General features: G+C 52.1%; 14 protein-coding genes. 10 read left to right on the plus strand and 4 right to left on the minus strand.

Translation table 11 applies throughout. The features are described 5' to 3' along the window. Positions 1-798 precede the first annotated feature (798 nt). The 4 genes from tsaE to tsaD are packed head-to-tail and all read left to right on the plus strand — an operon-like array spanning position 799 to position 3425. The gene (gene tsaE, locus ACZ5FK_RS12305) at positions 799-1251 is read left to right on the plus strand and encodes a tRNA (adenosine(37)-N6)-threonylcarbamoyltransferase complex ATPase subunit type 1 TsaE (protein WP_464805181.1); all 453 of its coding nucleotides are present in this window, start codon (positions 799-801) and stop codon (positions 1249-1251) included. After that, the gene (tsaB, locus tag ACZ5FK_RS12310; RefSeq protein WP_464805182.1) at positions 1248-1958 is read left to right on the plus strand and encodes a tRNA (adenosine(37)-N6)-threonylcarbamoyltransferase complex dimerization subunit type 1 TsaB; all 711 of its coding nucleotides are present in this window, start codon (positions 1248-1250) and stop codon (positions 1956-1958) included. Before tsaE ends, tsaB begins: the two co-directional genes overlap by 4 nt. Before the next feature lie 22 nt (positions 1959-1980). Then, entirely contained in the window at positions 1981-2406 is a 426-nt protein-coding gene (gene rimI, locus ACZ5FK_RS12315; RefSeq protein ID WP_464807428.1) for a ribosomal protein S18-alanine N-acetyltransferase, read from the plus strand. Next, complete coding sequence (gene tsaD / locus ACZ5FK_RS12320; RefSeq protein WP_464805183.1) at positions 2403-3425, plus strand: tRNA (adenosine(37)-N6)-threonylcarbamoyltransferase complex transferase subunit TsaD; 1023 nt, start codon at positions 2403-2405, stop codon at positions 3423-3425. The genes rimI and tsaD overlap by 4 nt, the downstream gene beginning before the upstream one ends. Positions 3426-3722: 297 nt before the next feature. Here tsaD and ACZ5FK_RS12325 read toward each other — a convergent pair whose 3' ends face one another. After that, positions 3723-5663, minus strand: a complete 1941-nt coding sequence (locus tag ACZ5FK_RS12325) for an ABC-F family ATP-binding cassette domain-containing protein (protein ID WP_464805184.1) — start codon at positions 5661-5663, stop codon at positions 3723-3725. Between the two features lie 188 nt (positions 5664-5851). On the opposite strand from ACZ5FK_RS12325, the gene ACZ5FK_RS12330 reads away from it, so the two are divergent. Genes ACZ5FK_RS12330 through tatC form a run of 3 tightly spaced genes read left to right on the plus strand, consistent with a single transcriptional unit; the run spans position 5852 to position 7571 of the window. Then, entirely contained in the window at positions 5852-6517 is a 666-nt protein-coding gene (locus tag ACZ5FK_RS12330) for a redox-sensing transcriptional repressor Rex (protein ID WP_464805185.1), read from the plus strand. 56 nt (positions 6518-6573) lie between these two features. After that, complete coding sequence (gene tatA, locus ACZ5FK_RS12335) at positions 6574-6759, plus strand: twin-arginine translocase TatA/TatE family subunit (RefSeq protein ID WP_464807429.1); 186 nt, start codon at positions 6574-6576, stop codon at positions 6757-6759. Positions 6760-6776: 17 nt separating this feature from the next. Next, positions 6777-7571: a twin-arginine translocase subunit TatC gene (tatC, locus tag ACZ5FK_RS12340; protein WP_464805186.1), complete on the plus strand. Its 795-nt coding sequence runs from the start codon at positions 6777-6779 to the stop codon at positions 7569-7571. 147 nt (positions 7572-7718) lie between these two features. Here the strand turns inward: tatC and ACZ5FK_RS12345 are convergent, their stop codons facing one another. Continuing rightward, on the minus strand, positions 7719-8198 hold the full coding sequence (locus tag ACZ5FK_RS12345) for a metallophosphoesterase family protein (RefSeq protein ID WP_464805187.1): 480 nt from the start codon (positions 8196-8198) through the stop codon (positions 7719-7721). 81 nt (positions 8199-8279) lie between these two features. Between ACZ5FK_RS12345 and ACZ5FK_RS12350 the strand changes: the two genes are divergently transcribed. Then, on the plus strand, positions 8280-8894 hold the full coding sequence (locus ACZ5FK_RS12350; protein ID WP_464805188.1) for a YIP1 family protein: 615 nt from the start codon (positions 8280-8282) through the stop codon (positions 8892-8894). A 42-nt stretch (positions 8895-8936) separates the two neighbouring features. On the opposite strand, the gene ACZ5FK_RS12355 is transcribed toward ACZ5FK_RS12350, so the two are convergent. Continuing rightward, the gene (locus ACZ5FK_RS12355; protein WP_464805189.1) at positions 8937-9683 is read right to left on the minus strand and encodes a lysostaphin resistance A-like protein; all 747 of its coding nucleotides are present in this window, start codon (positions 9681-9683) and stop codon (positions 8937-8939) included. A gap of 178 nt (positions 9684-9861) precedes the next feature. On the opposite strand from ACZ5FK_RS12355, the gene groES reads away from it, so the two are divergent. After that, positions 9862-10146, plus strand: a complete 285-nt coding sequence (gene groES / locus ACZ5FK_RS12360; RefSeq protein WP_464805190.1) for a co-chaperone GroES — start codon at positions 9862-9864, stop codon at positions 10144-10146. 58 nt (positions 10147-10204) lie between these two features. Beyond that, positions 10205-11827, plus strand: a complete 1623-nt coding sequence (gene groL, locus ACZ5FK_RS12365; RefSeq protein ID WP_464805191.1) for a chaperonin GroEL — start codon at positions 10205-10207, stop codon at positions 11825-11827. Between the two features lie 451 nt (positions 11828-12278). Here groL and ACZ5FK_RS12370 read toward each other — a convergent pair whose 3' ends face one another. Beyond that, on the minus strand, positions 12279-13550 hold the full coding sequence (locus tag ACZ5FK_RS12370) for an amidohydrolase family protein (RefSeq protein WP_464805192.1): 1272 nt from the start codon (positions 13548-13550) through the stop codon (positions 12279-12281). Positions 13551-13607 lie beyond the last annotated feature (57 nt).

Raw genomic sequence — 13607 nt, forward strand, 5'->3', positions numbered from 1 at the left:
ACTGACAAGACCGGCAGATTGGCATATGCTTTGAGAACGATCCGTTTAGAGATCTACACGTACTGTAAACTAGATAGGAGAATAAGTTTCCTAACCGGTCACCTGTCCAGGCAAGCGCAAACGGTCGCACGCTGTGGCTAAACGGTCGTTAAACCGAGTAAACGGTCGCACGCCCGAGCTAATCGGTCGTTACATCGCGTAAACGGTCGCACGCCCAGGCTAATCGGTCGTTACATCGTGTAAACGGTCGCGCGCTATGGCTAATCGGTCGTTACATCGTGTAAACGGTCGCGCGCTGTGGCTAAATGGTCGTTAAACCGAGTAAACGGTCGCGCGCCCATGCTAATCGGTCGTTACATCGTATAAACGGTCGCACACCCAGGCTAATCGGTCGTTACATCGAGTAAACGGTCGCACGCTATGGCTAATCGGTCGTTACATCGAGTAAACGGTCGCACGCCCGAGCTAATCGGTCGTTATATCGCGTAAACGGTCGCACGCTGTGGCTAAACGGTCGTTAAACCGAGTAAACGGTCGCACGCCCAGGCTAATCGGTCGTTACATCGAGTAAACGATCGCACGCCCAAGCTAATCGGTCGTTACATCGTATAAACGGTCGTGCGCTATGGCTAATCGGTCGTTACATCGTGTAAATGGTCGCGCGTAGTGGCTAAACGGTCGGACAGACCTCCTGAACGGTCATTCTTGAAGATTGCCAAATGGATTGGTTCTCTTGCGTGCGGGTGTAATTCCTCGGTACACTGTAAGAGGATGTTTGTAGAAAGGACTGCAAATGATATGAAAGTAATTGAAGTGCAGGGGCTGGCGGAGACGATCCGGCTGGCAGAGACGCTGGCATCGCTTTTGGCTCCGCCGGATGTCATCACGCTGGAAGGCGATCTTGGTGCAGGCAAGACGACGTTCACTCAGGCGCTGGCGAAAGCGCTTGGGGTAAAGCGGACGGTCAACAGCCCTACGTTTACTATATTGAAGCAATATGAAGGCAGCCATTTTCCGTTCAACCATTTGGACGTGTACCGGCTAGCGGATAGTGAAGAGGACCTCGGTTTTGAGGAGCTGTTTTTCGGTGATGCGGTGTCTGTTGTGGAATGGGCGCAGTTTATCGAGCCACATTTGCCTGAGGAGCGCTTGGCAGTAACGATCGAGCACCTTGGCGACGATAAGAGACGTTTTACGTTTGAGCCGGCCGGGGCTCATTTTGAGAAGATTTGCGAGGCGATTTCACTATGATCTGGTTAGGGATTGATACTGCCAATACACCGCTGTCCGTGGCGATTGTGCAGGACGGCTCTGTGCTTGCGGAGACGAATGCGGCACTGGCGCTGAACCACTCGCTGCGGGCCATGCCGGCGATTGAGGAGCTATTCGAAAAAGCGGGACTTGCTCCTGCTGATGTGGATGTGATTGCCGTATCTGAAGGTCCTGGCTCCTATACAGGCGTGCGGATCGGTGTGACAATCGCAAAGACGCTTGCCTGGACGCTCGGAAAACCGCTTGTCGGCGTGTCCAGCCTTCAAGTGATCGCGGGAAATATCCCTGCGTTTACTGGTCTCATCTGTCCGGTCGTCGATGCGCGGCGCGGCAATGTATATGCAGGAGCGTATGAATGGCAAGACGGTCAACTTGTTCCTGTCATTAAGGATGGCCATTATGCGTTCGACGATTTCGCGCAGCAAGTCCGCGTTCTGGGCAAGGCTGTTTTATTCACCGGAATCGATGTGGCGGTTTATGAGGATGCAATCGGTTCTATTTTTGGCGGAGATGCAGCTGTCGCTCCGTTCCCGTTCCGTCTGCCTCGTGCTTCGGTGCTGATCCATCTGGCTTCGGAAAAAGAGAAGGCGGATGTCCATGCGTTTGTGCCGGAGTACCGCCGGATCGCGGAAGCGGAAGCGAATTGGCTGAAGGAACAGAAGCGGGGTGCGAACGGTGGCGACTAACGTAGATGTGTTGTATCGCCGGATGACGCTGACCGATATCCCTGCTGTCGTGAAGATTGAGGAGGAAGCGTTCTCGACGCCGTGGACGGCTGAGATTTTTGAGCATGAGATGACTGGAAACGCGTATGCCCATTATATCCTGGCAGAAATGGACGGCGAGGTGATCGGCCATTGCGGCATGTGGATTGTGCTCGATGAGTGCCATATCACCAATGTAGCGGTCCTGCAACAGTATAGGGGGCTCGGCATCGGGGAAGGGCTGATGCGCAAGTCGATCGAGCTCTGCCGGGCGAATGATGTCCGGCTGATGACGCTTGAAGTGCGTGTCAGCAACGAGGCGGCACAGAATCTGTACCGGAAACTTGGCTTCCAGGACGGCGGCATCCGGAAAAACTACTATACCGACGACCATGAAGATGCGCTCGTCATGTGGGTGGAATTCGAATGAATAAAGACATCTATATACTTGGAATTGAAACAAGCTGTGACGAGACGGCAGCATCCGTTGTGAAAAACGGGCATGAGATCGTGTCGAATGTTGTCGCTTCGCAAATCCAGAGCCAGCAGCGGTTCGGCGGGGTCGTTCCCGAGATTGCATCACGGCATCATGTCGAGCAGATCACGCTTGTCATTGAGAAGGCGCTGGAGGAGGCGGGCCTTGAGCCGAACGATCTGGACGCTGTCGCTGTGACAGAAGGGCCTGGCCTTGTAGGCGCTCTATTGATCGGCATCAACGCAGCGAAAGCGTTCGCGTTTGCGAATGGACTGCCGCTGATCGGCGTGCATCATATCGCAGGGCATGTCTATGCGAACCAGCTGATCCAGCCGATGGAGTTCCCGTTGCTTGCGCTGATTGTCTCAGGCGGCCATACGGAACTTGTTGTGATGAAAGGACATGGGCAGTTTGAATTGATCGGCGAAACACGGGATGATGCAGCTGGTGAAGCGTATGACAAGGTCGCCCGTGTACTGGGTCTTCCGTATCCGGGCGGTCCGCGGATAGACAAGCTGGCGCTTGAAAGTGACGGGGCGGTCGATTTTCCGAGAGCCTGGCTAGAAGCGGATTCCTATGACTTCAGCTTTAGCGGTCTAAAATCGGCGGTCATCAATTACAAACATAATATCGAGCAGAAGGGCGGAACGGTCGACGCCGGGCATGTTGCGCGCGGCTTCCAGGAGAGCGTCATTGAGGTGCTGACGGCTAAAACGGTGCGTGCAGCCCGGGAGTATGGCGTAAAGCAAGTAATTGCAGCAGGCGGCGTGGCAGCGAATAAAGGATTGCGGGCATCTCTGGAAGCGGCATTCGAGCAGGAAGGCATCCCGTTTTACGTACCGCCGATCGCGCTTTGCACCGATAATGCAGCGATGATCGCGGCTGCGGGTTCAGCAATGTTTGAATCTGGCGTGCGGAGCGGTCTCGCGATGAACGGCAGGCCGGGCATGGAGCTCGTATCATGGAATGAATGAGGACTCGGGGGTTGTCAGCATATGACAATTTCCGAGTTTTTTCTTACACGCGTATAAAACTTTGTCAAGGGGGAACGTTCGTACTTGTTCACATTTGTGGGTAAGTTGTGCATAAGTACAGGATATAAACACAATTCCGCCTGCTCTTTTGGATAACTTTGTGGGCAATGAACAGATGAACTGTGGATAATGTGAGTAACTCTGTTCATATCCGATAATATCAAGGATAGTCATGTGGAAAAGATTGTGGAAAATGAAAACCGCCATTTCGACAAATTTCATCGAAATGGCGGTTTTTCAGTTGGAGGCGTAGAGGGCTTCGAGTTCTTCCTGGCCCGCCAGCCATGCTTCAGCGGCGGCATCGTGTTTTTCCTGAAGTGCATCGATGTCCGCTTGCAGTTCCATGAGCTTCACGTGGTCATCGGCGAAATACGGATTCAGGAGCTCATCCTGCAGCCGGGCAATGTCCTCGTCCAGCTTCGCCATCTCCTTTTCGTATTCGTCTATGGCGCGCAGCAGGCGTCTCTCCTGCCGCTTGAACTCCTTGTCGCTTTCGTTCCGCGCTTTCCCCGTAGGAAGTGATGCCGGATTGCTGAGGGCAGCTTCCGCCTTCAGTTCCTCCTGTTCGGCCTTCTTCTCAATGAAGTAATCATAGTCGCCCAGATATTCCGTCGCGCCGTTCGCACTCAGGTCGATCACTTTCGAGGCAAGACGGTTGATGAAGTACCGGTCGTGCGAAACGAACAGGAGAGTGCCCGGGAAATCATCGAGCGCGTTTTCGAGCACTTCTTTGCTGTCGAGATCCAAGTGGTTGGTCGGCTCATCCAATACGAGCGTGTTCGCTTTCTCAAGCATCAGTTTCGCGAGGGACAGCCGTGCTTTTTCTCCGCCTGACAGCGACTGCACTGGCTTTTCAACGTCTTCTCCCGTGAAGAGGAAACGGCCGAGCAGGGAGCGGATGTCCTTTTCATTCAGCAGCGGCCAGTCATCCCAGATTTCATCCAGCACAGTGCCATTGCCGACGATGGTCGCCTGATTCTGGTCATAGTAGCCGAGCTTGACGTTCGTGCCGTACCGGATGTTGCCGGCGATCGGCTCTTGCCGTTTCACAATTGTCTTGAGCAGCGTCGACTTTCCGATTCCGTTCGGTCCGATGATGGCGATGCGATCGCCTTTGTACGCATGCATGGTCAGATGCTCGGAGACGGGTTCGCCTCCGTATCCGATCGAAACGTCGTCCACTGCAAGGACATCGTTGCCGCTCTGCCGCTCCACGTCGAACGCGAAACTCGCGGATTTCTCGCCGCCTTCCGGAGCATCCATCCACTCGGTCCGCTCCAGCTGCTTGCGTCGGCTTTTCGCCATCTTTGAAGTGGACGCGCGGGCGATGTTGCGCTGGATGAAATCCTCGAGTTTCGCCCGTTCATCCAGTTCCTTCTCGTACAGTTTACGGTCCCGCTCGTAGTTCTTCGCCTTCTCATCAAGATAAGCGCTATAGTTGCCGACGTACTTCGATACTTTCCGGCGTGAGACTTCATAGACGATCGTCACGACCTGATCGAGGAAATACCGGTCATGGGAGACAATCAGAATCGCGCCTTCATAGGAGACGAGGTACTTCTCAAGCCAGCCCAGCGTCTCGATGTCGAGATGGTTCGTCGGCTCGTCCAGGATCAGCAGATCGGGCTTGCTCAGGAGCATTTTCGCAAGTGCGAGCCGCGTCTTCTGGCCGCCCGACAGCAGGTTCACCTGTTTCTCATAGTCTTCCGGATAAAAGCGCATGCCGTGGAGCACGGAGCGGCAGTCGGATTCATACTGGTAGCCGCCTGCGTCCTTGAACTCCACTTGCAGCGCATCATATTCCTTTGTGACGCGCTCGTATTCCGACGCGTTTTCATAGACGGCTGGATTCGCCATTTGCTGCTCAAGCGAGCGCAGGCGCGTTTCCAGGTTGCGGAGCGGTTCGTAGACGGTCATCATTTCATCCCACACCGTATTTGCCGAATCAATTCCGGCATGCTGCTCGAGATAGCCGATGCGGGTGCCTTTCGGGATGATGATGTCGCCCGTATCCGCTGTCATCTCGCCTGCGATGATCTTCAGCAATGTCGATTTGCCTGCACCGTTTCGTCCGACGAGTGCCACCCGGTCGCGATGCTGGACTTCGAGTTTGACATTATTTAATATATCCGTGCCTGAAAAGGACTTCGTGAGCCCATTCACTTGTAATATGATCAATGGAAACACCTCTATTCTCCTTAAGTGTAATGGAAGGGGAGAAAAGGCGCAACGGTCGGCTTTACAATGGTTGTCAACTGCTGTAGGATGGAATAGGCTGCGTCTGTTCCTTGCCGGATTGTGGACGGATCACTTCCTTCCGCAGGACGCCGCCATTTTTGCGAGAATGGAAGTCCGGGAGGTTAGAAATGGCTGAGGATCTACCAAAAATCCCACAAGCGACGTCGAAGCGGCTGCCGCTCTATTACCGCTTTCTGCAAAACTTCGCAAATGCGGGGAAGAAACGGGTATCGTCGAGCGAGCTGAGTGAGGCGATGAAAATAGATGCTGCGACCATCCGCCGTGATTTCTCATATTTCGGCGCTTTAGGCCGCAAAGGATATGGGTATGATGTAGCGTATCTTGTCAATTTTTTTAGGCAGGCCCTTGATCAGGATGAAGAGACGGATGTGGCGCTGATCGGCGTCGGAAGTCTCGGCACTGCTTTCTTAAAATATAATTTCCAGAAGAACCACAATACGAAGATCGTTGTCGCGTTCGATACGAAAGCGCCGCGGGACGGCAAGACATTGAACGGGATTCCCGTATATCCGCCTAGCCGCATGGCAGAGAAGATCAACGAACTCGGCATCGAGCTCGCGATTCTGACGGTGCCGTCGCGCGCTGCACAGGATGTGACGGACGAGCTGGCGGAACTCGGGGTGAAAGGCATTCTGAACTTCACACCTGTCCGGCTGGCCGTGCCGGAAACGATGCGAGTCCATACGATCGATCTGTCGGTCGAACTGCAGACGCTCATTTATTTCATTAAAAATGACGTAAAAGATTCACAAATCCAGGGACGGCTGGAATAGTAAAACCGGGCCGTTTCGTGTAAAATAGACTTTAGAATAGGGAGGTGTCCAAAATGATGCCAGGAATCGGAAGTTTGATTATTATCGCTGTCATTGCATTGCTTATTTTTGGACCGAAGAAATTGCCTGAAATCGGTAAGGCATTCGGCTCTTCATTGCGTGAATTCAAGCATGCCACTAAAGGCCTTGTCGACGACGATGACGTGAAGAAAGTGGAAGACCCGAAAAAAGACGTGCAATAAGTTAGGATGTCCATTCCATGAAAGATAAGAATTTAACCGTCATTGAGCATATAGATGAAATCCGAAAACGGCTGATGGTAATCGTCGTTTTCTTTGTTATCGGCGTGGTCGGGAGCTTCTTCCTTGCGAAGCCGCTCATCCGGTTTTTGCAAGATCAGGCGACAGGCGTGACCTTCAACGCCTTCAACGTCGCTGATCCGATTGTCGTCTATTTGAAAGTGGTCATCTTCATCGCGATTGTCATCATCTCGCCGGTCATCATGTATCAGTTCTGGTCGTTCATCTCGCCAGGGCTTCATGAGACGGAACGCAAGGTGACGCTGAGCTATATCCCGTTCGCGTTCCTTTTGTTCCTCGGGGGCATCGCGTTTTCGTATTTCGTGCTGACGCCGTATTTCATCCAGTTCATGACGAATCTGTCGTCGGATCTCGGCGTCGCCCAGACATACGGCATCAACGAGTATTTCACGTTTTTATTCCAGATCCTCCTGCCGTTCGGGATCGTCTTCCAGCTGCCGATCGTCATGCTGTTCCTGTCCAGGCTTGGCATACTTGATCCGAAAGTGCTTGTGAAAGTCCGGAAGTATTCCTACTTCGGCCTGTTCGTGCTCGCTGCGTTCATCACGCCGCCGGACATCGTGTCGCATCTGTTCGTGACTGTGCCGCTCTTCGCCTTGTATGAGATCAGCATCGTCATCAGCCGGATTGGCCACCGGAAATACGTCAAGATGGAGCGGCAGCGGCAGCTCGACGAGATCAAAGCCGAGCAGCAGCGCCAGATCGATGAAGTGATGGGCAATCTGGAGAAATAAAATAGGACCCCGCCGCCCGGCTGATGCCTGGGCAGAGGGGTCTTTTGCTGCGTGGCCATTGAGCGTGCGGCAGTGCTGCAGTCTGATTCAACAGTCGAAGCGACGATAGTTGATCGGCTTGCGCTCCAGTTCACGAGCCGTCACTTCTTAGAACAATACGAGCTCCACTTGCATCTCTTCCTTAATCGTCAAAATGATGAACGAGAAATGGGGCAGGCGGCGTTTGTCGGTGGGAGAGCCGGGATTGAGCAGCAGCGTCCGGCCGGTGTATTTGATGAGGGGGATGTGGGAATGTCCAAAAATGATGGCGTCGACGTCCTCGCTGGCAAATGCGTCGACGGCCCGCTTTTCAGTCGTTCCTTTGTCACCATGTCCATGGACGATGCCGAGCGTGAAACGGCCCGCTTGCACAATCTGTTTTGCGGGGAAGCTGCCGGTTTCGTCGATATTTCCCGCGACGCCGATGACTTCAGCGTATGCCGCAAGCTGTTCACGCAAGGCGGATGAGGCTTCTCGTGTTTTCGCCCAGTCGCCTGCATGGATGATGAGATCTGCATCCTCGCATTCCGCCAGCAGCCGGGGCGGCAAGGGTTTGCCGTGTGTATCGGACAGGATGATGAGTTTCATGGCGGTGCCTCCTTCCCTTTTTACAATTGTAACAGAAGCGGGATTGGCATATGATAGGAGAAGCATGGAAGGGGGAGACACATGCCGTTACTGACAATTTGGATGCGGCCGACGTGGACGCTTGAATATCTGCTTACGAAACGCTCGGTCGGATTGACACTTCTGATCTGGTTCCTTGCTGCGGCTGCGACAGCACCGGTGAATGTGCCGAACATACTGGAAATCTCCGACATGGGTGCAGGAACGGCCCTGCTGCTCGCATTTTTCATCTCGTTTCTCGGCGGGCTCATCGGCTGGGTCGTGAATGCGGGACTCTATACGCTGGTCGGCAAGATGCTTGGGGGGACCGGCCGATTTGCGGAAATGCTATGGATCGTCCCTGCTGCCACGTTGCCGCTGATCTGGGTCGGCCCGCTCAATTACATCGTGTTTTCGCTGACGGGGGGAAATCCAGATCCGTTTGCGCACGGTTCTTTCACGCCGTTCATCCTCTTTATGGTTGTGAACTTCATTACGATCGGGATCGGCGTCTATGGCATCGTCATTGCGAGTAAAGGGATTGGGCTTGTGCACCGATTCTCCGCTTGGCGCGGCTTTGGGACGCTTGCCATTCTTATGGGCGTTTTCTTCATCTTCTTCATGATCCTGTTCATGATCATTGGTGTCATCATGTTCAATATGCTGTCAGGCATATGAGAAAAACCTGTCCGCTTCCTCAGAAAGGAGCGGGCAGGTTTTTTAATGGAATGAAATATACTGCTCCGACAGCTTTTGCAGCTTCTCCTGGAACTCGATGATTTTTTCCATGTTCAGCTGCAGGACCATGACGAAGCTGTTCATCAGAAAATGGGAAATCATCGATGTGAAAATGCTGCGCGTCTGTGTGTAGATGAACGCGAAGACGAGTCCCGGCGCCAGGTAGATGAGCAGATGCTGCGGCTCGCCGTGGACGAGCGAGAAGACGACGGCACTCAGGATTCCGGCGATCCAGAAATTCGTTTTAGTATAAATCCCGCCGAACAGCACACGGCGAAACACGATTTCCTCAAAGAGCGGTGCAAAGAAGACGATGCTGAAGATGATGATCGGCGACTGCTTCGCAATGAGGCTGAGCATTTCCGTGTTTTCCGAGCCTTCCGTGACGCCGAGCGCCACCTCGATGATGCCGGCAATCATTTGGCCGGCCATTGCCATGAAGAAGCCGAGGAATCCCCAGCCGATGATTTCGAGCACGGATGATTTCGGTTTCTTCCCTTTAAAGATATCCCAGAATTTCTTATTGCGCGTCGTCAGCCAGATGATGATGGGTGCGGCGATGAGATTGGAGAGGAACAACCCCCAGGCCACACCTTGAAACTTGGCATCCGCTTCAGAAAGGCCAAGCCCATCAAAGTAATGAATCAGACCTTGGCTGACCGGCAGGCTGCCGAATTGCATTACGAGATAGACGATTACAATCCATATGTAAATCTTCCAATTTTTCATGTTTCCCGTCCTTTCCACTTCCTCCATTGTATCTTTTCAATTGATGTTTCGCCAAATGAAAAGAATGCGAGTATTTTACTTGCAAATGTTGGGCAACTTTATTATGATAAGAAATGTGTTAGCACTCAAGTTTAGTGAGTGCTAAAAAGAAGATAATTTGTCGAGGAGGTTGTTTCACTTGTTGAAACCATTAGGTGACCGTATCGTAATCGAACTAATCGAAGCGGAAGAAAAGACACAAAGCGGTATTGTATTGCCCGATTCCGCAAAAGAGAAGCCGCAAGAAGGAAAAGTAGTCGCTGTCGGTACTGGACGCGTTCTTGAAAACGGCCAGCGCGTTGATCTGGAAGTAAAAGAAGGCGACCACATCATCTTCTCCAAATATGCAGGCACTGAAGTGAAGTATGAAGGAAACGAATATTTGATCTTGCGTGAAAGCGACATTTTGGCTGTCATCGGATAATCCCGTTTGGCAAGCTCTTATACAGAAAGACGAGTAAAATCAGGAGGGAATACATGCTATGGCTAAACAATTGAAATTCAATGAAGACGCACGCAGCGCAATGCTTCGCGGCGTTGACACACTTGCTGACGCTGTAAAAGTGACACTCGGACCAAAAGGACGCAACGTCGTTCTTGAAAAGAAATTCGGTTCTCCATTGATCACTAACGACGGTGTGACAATCGCGAAGGAAATCGAACTGGAAGATCCGTTTGAAAACATGGGTGCAAAACTCGTGGCGGAAGTCGCTTCCAAGACGAACGAGATCGCTGGTGATGGTACGACGACTGCGACAGTTCTAGCACAAGCGATGATCCGCGAAGGATTGAAGAACGTAACAGCTGGCGCAAACCCTGTCGGCATCCGCAAGGGAATCGAAAAAGCGGTGACGACTGCAGTTGAGAGCCTAAAAGGCATCTCTGACGAAATCGAAAGCAAGCAAGAGATCGCACAAGTGGCAGCTATCTCGTCCGGCGACGAAGAAGTCGGCGAATTGATCGCTGAAGCGATGGAGCGTGTCGGCAACGACGGCGTCATCACAATCGAAGAATCCAAAGGGTTCACAACAGAGCTTGACGTTGTAGAAGGTATGCAATTCGACCGCGGATATGCATCTGCGTACATGGCAACAAACACGGACAAGATGGAAGCTGTCCTCGACAACCCATTCATCTTGATCACAGATAAGAAGATTACAAACATCCAGGAAATCCTTCCTGTCCTTGAGCAAGTTGTACAGCAAGGCAAACCGCTTCTTCTCATCGCAGAAGACGTGGAAGGCGAAGCGCTTGCGACACTTGTTGTGAATAAACTTCGCGGCACATTCAACGCAGTCGCAGTCAAAGCACCTGGCTTCGGCGACCGCCGTAAGGCAATGCTCGAAGACATCGCAATTTTGACTGGCGGCCAAGTGATCACGGAAGACCTCGGTCTTGATCTTAAAACAGCTGACATCAGCATGCTTGGACGCGCTGGCAAAGTCGTCGTCACGAAAGACAACACAACAATCGTCGAAGGTACTGGCGAAACTGACGCAATTACAGCTCGCGTCGGCCAAATCCGTGCGCAACTCGAAGAAACAACGTCCGAGTTCGACAAAGAGAAGTTGCAAGAGCGCCTTGCGAAACTTGCAGGCGGCGTAGCTGTCATCAAAGTCGGTGCAGCAACTGAAACAGAACTCAAAGAGCGCAAACTCCGCATCGAAGACGCCCTCAACTCGACACGCGCAGCTGTCGAAGAAGGCATCGTATCCGGCGGCGGTACTGCACTTGTCAACGTCTACAAAAACGTCGAAGGCTTGCTGGACGGCGTAGAAGGCGACGTAGCGACTGGCGTGAAGATCGTCCTTCGTGCACTTGAAGAGCCAGTACGTCAAATCGCAACAAACGCTGGTCTTGAAGGCTCTATCGTTGTCGATCGCCTCAAGCGCGAAGAAGTCGGCACCGGCTTCAACGCAGCAGACGGCGAATGGGTGAACATGGTCCAAGCGGGTATCGTGGACCCTACCAAAGTAACTCGTTCCGCACTACAAAACGCGGCATCTGTAGCGGCAATGTTCCTCACAACAGAGGCAGTCGTGGCAGATATCCCAGAAGAAGCTCCAGCTATGCCTGACATGGGCGGCATGGGCGGCATGATGTAACAACGAAAAGCGGAAGCGGCTGTCCAGCCCCGACCAGCATAAGACGATCCAGGAAAGAAGGCGTCCTTTGCCTTCATTCCTGGAGTGGCTTATGACCTCGAGGGGCTAGCCGCTGCAGCTGGCCAACGAAAAGCGGAAGCGGCTGTCCAGCCCCGACCAGCATAAGACGATCCAGGAAAGAAGGCGTCCTTTGCCTTCATTCCTGGAGTGGCTTATGACCTCGAGGGGCTAGCTCGTTAAACCGTTTTAAGAAAGAGGTCTCTCATTAATTCACTGAATTTTTGAGGGGCCTCTTTCTATTTCTTTTGTCAGATGTCCGTAAATTTCATCTGTGGTCGCTACTGAGGAATGCTGAGCCTATAGGAAATCAAAAGCAGGTGGAGGAAAACGATCCGTTTTTCTCCACCTGCTTTATTATAAGGACCTATTGGAAAGCTCTTTTCGATTCATTTCATTTCGTTTTCCGATCAATGTCCAGTTCTGTTTCATATACATGAGGCTTCCGATTGAACAGATACTCGCCATTGCGGACAGACGCTAAGCAATCGACACGCCGGCGCTGGGCTTCGAAGACGTTTGGTGCGTCTAGCACGATAAAGTTAGCCGGTTTGCCTTCATCTAATCCATAGACATCCTCTAGTTGCATTAATTCTGCGCCATTGTATGTGATCAAGTCGAAATTACGCGGGAAGTCTTCTTCGCGCATCAATTGGGTTGCATGCAGCCCATTGTCCAAGATATTCATCAGATTGCCGGAACCTGCGGGATACCAGAGGTCTACAATCGAATCTTGGCCAAATGCGACATTGATGTCATTGTCCACAAACTCTTTGACACGCGTCAAGCCGCGGCGTTTCGGGTATGTGTCCTGGCGGCCCTCCAAGAAGAGGTTTTCGGTCGGGCACGCCACAAAGTTCATGCCCGATTTACGGAACAACCCCATCATTCTGAAGGCATATGAGTCATCTGCTGAACCGAATGAGCATGTATGAGAAGCCGTTGTTGATTTACCATAGTTCTGATGCATGATTTCCGCGTTCAGCAATTCTACGAATCTCGATTGAACATCATCGGTTTCATCGCAATGGACGTCAATCAGCTTATCGTATTTAATGGCGAGACGGACGATTTCCTTGATGGATTCATTTCCATCTTCGCGGCTCCACTCATTATGCGGGATGCCTCCCACGCAGTCCGCCCCTAATTGCAGGGCTTCTTCGACTAAGTCGCGGCCCGTTTTGCCTTCTTCCTTATAGGAGTACATGCCGTTTTGCGGGAACGCGACGACCTGAATCGTTATATTGTCTTTCAGCTCATCACGTACTTCGATCGCCGCTTTAATCCCGGTCAGATTCGGATCGGTGCAATCCGTCTGCGCCCGGATATATTGGGTTCCATACGAAGCCACATCGTGCACCGCTTGCCGGATGCGGTCTTTCATTTCTTCTTTCGTGGTCCCTTTTTTATAGTCATTCCATAGATCGATGGCTTCGAATAGCGTACCGGATGTATTTTTGATTTTGTCATCCTGGCCGGTGAAATAATAATCCAGATGTAAATGGGAATCCACGTAAGGCGGCAGCACGAGCCGGCCCTCTAGATCAATGGTTTCGTCTGCATCCCCCAAGTTACTGCCGATGGCTGCAAATTTACCGTCTTCCACTAGAACTTCTGAGGCCCCTTCATGTTTATAAATGGTTGCATTGATAAATTTTTTCTTCATGTTTTCACCCTCCTCGTCCTCTACATCTACCATGATTTAACGGAGTTTAAACATGTA

It is taken from the genome of Sporosarcina sp. GTC18466, assembly GCF_055389225.1.

What these genes read in the sequence shown, in the direction of transcription:
- tatC (WP_464805186.1), top strand. Translation starts at nt 6,777, where the DNA reads ATGAAAGATAAGAATTTAACCGTCATTGAGCATATAGATGAAATCCGA.
- tatA (WP_464807429.1), top strand. Translation starts at nt 6,574, where the DNA reads ATGCCAGGAATCGGAAGTTTGATTATTATCGCTGTCATTGCATTGCTT.
- ACZ5FK_RS12350 (WP_464805188.1), top strand. Translation starts at nt 8,280, where the DNA reads ATGCCGTTACTGACAATTTGGATGCGGCCGACGTGGACGCTTGAATAT.
- ACZ5FK_RS12345 (WP_464805187.1), bottom strand. Translation starts at nt 8,198, where the DNA reads ATGAAACTCATCATCCTGTCCGATACACACGGCAAACCCTTGCCGCCC.
- ACZ5FK_RS12370 (WP_464805192.1), bottom strand. Translation starts at nt 13,550, where the DNA reads ATGAAGAAAAAATTTATCAATGCAACCATTTATAAACATGAAGGGGCC.
- tsaE (WP_464805181.1), top strand. Translation starts at nt 799, where the DNA reads ATGAAAGTAATTGAAGTGCAGGGGCTGGCGGAGACGATCCGGCTGGCA.
- groL (WP_464805191.1), top strand. Translation starts at nt 10,205, where the DNA reads ATGGCTAAACAATTGAAATTCAATGAAGACGCACGCAGCGCAATGCTT.
- ACZ5FK_RS12330 (WP_464805185.1), top strand. Translation starts at nt 5,852, where the DNA reads ATGGCTGAGGATCTACCAAAAATCCCACAAGCGACGTCGAAGCGGCTG.
- tsaB (WP_464805182.1), top strand. Translation starts at nt 1,248, where the DNA reads ATGATCTGGTTAGGGATTGATACTGCCAATACACCGCTGTCCGTGGCG.
- rimI (WP_464807428.1), top strand. Translation starts at nt 1,981, where the DNA reads ATGACGCTGACCGATATCCCTGCTGTCGTGAAGATTGAGGAGGAAGCG.
- tsaD (WP_464805183.1), top strand. Translation starts at nt 2,403, where the DNA reads ATGAATAAAGACATCTATATACTTGGAATTGAAACAAGCTGTGACGAG.
- ACZ5FK_RS12355 (WP_464805189.1), bottom strand. Translation starts at nt 9,683, where the DNA reads ATGAAAAATTGGAAGATTTACATATGGATTGTAATCGTCTATCTCGTA.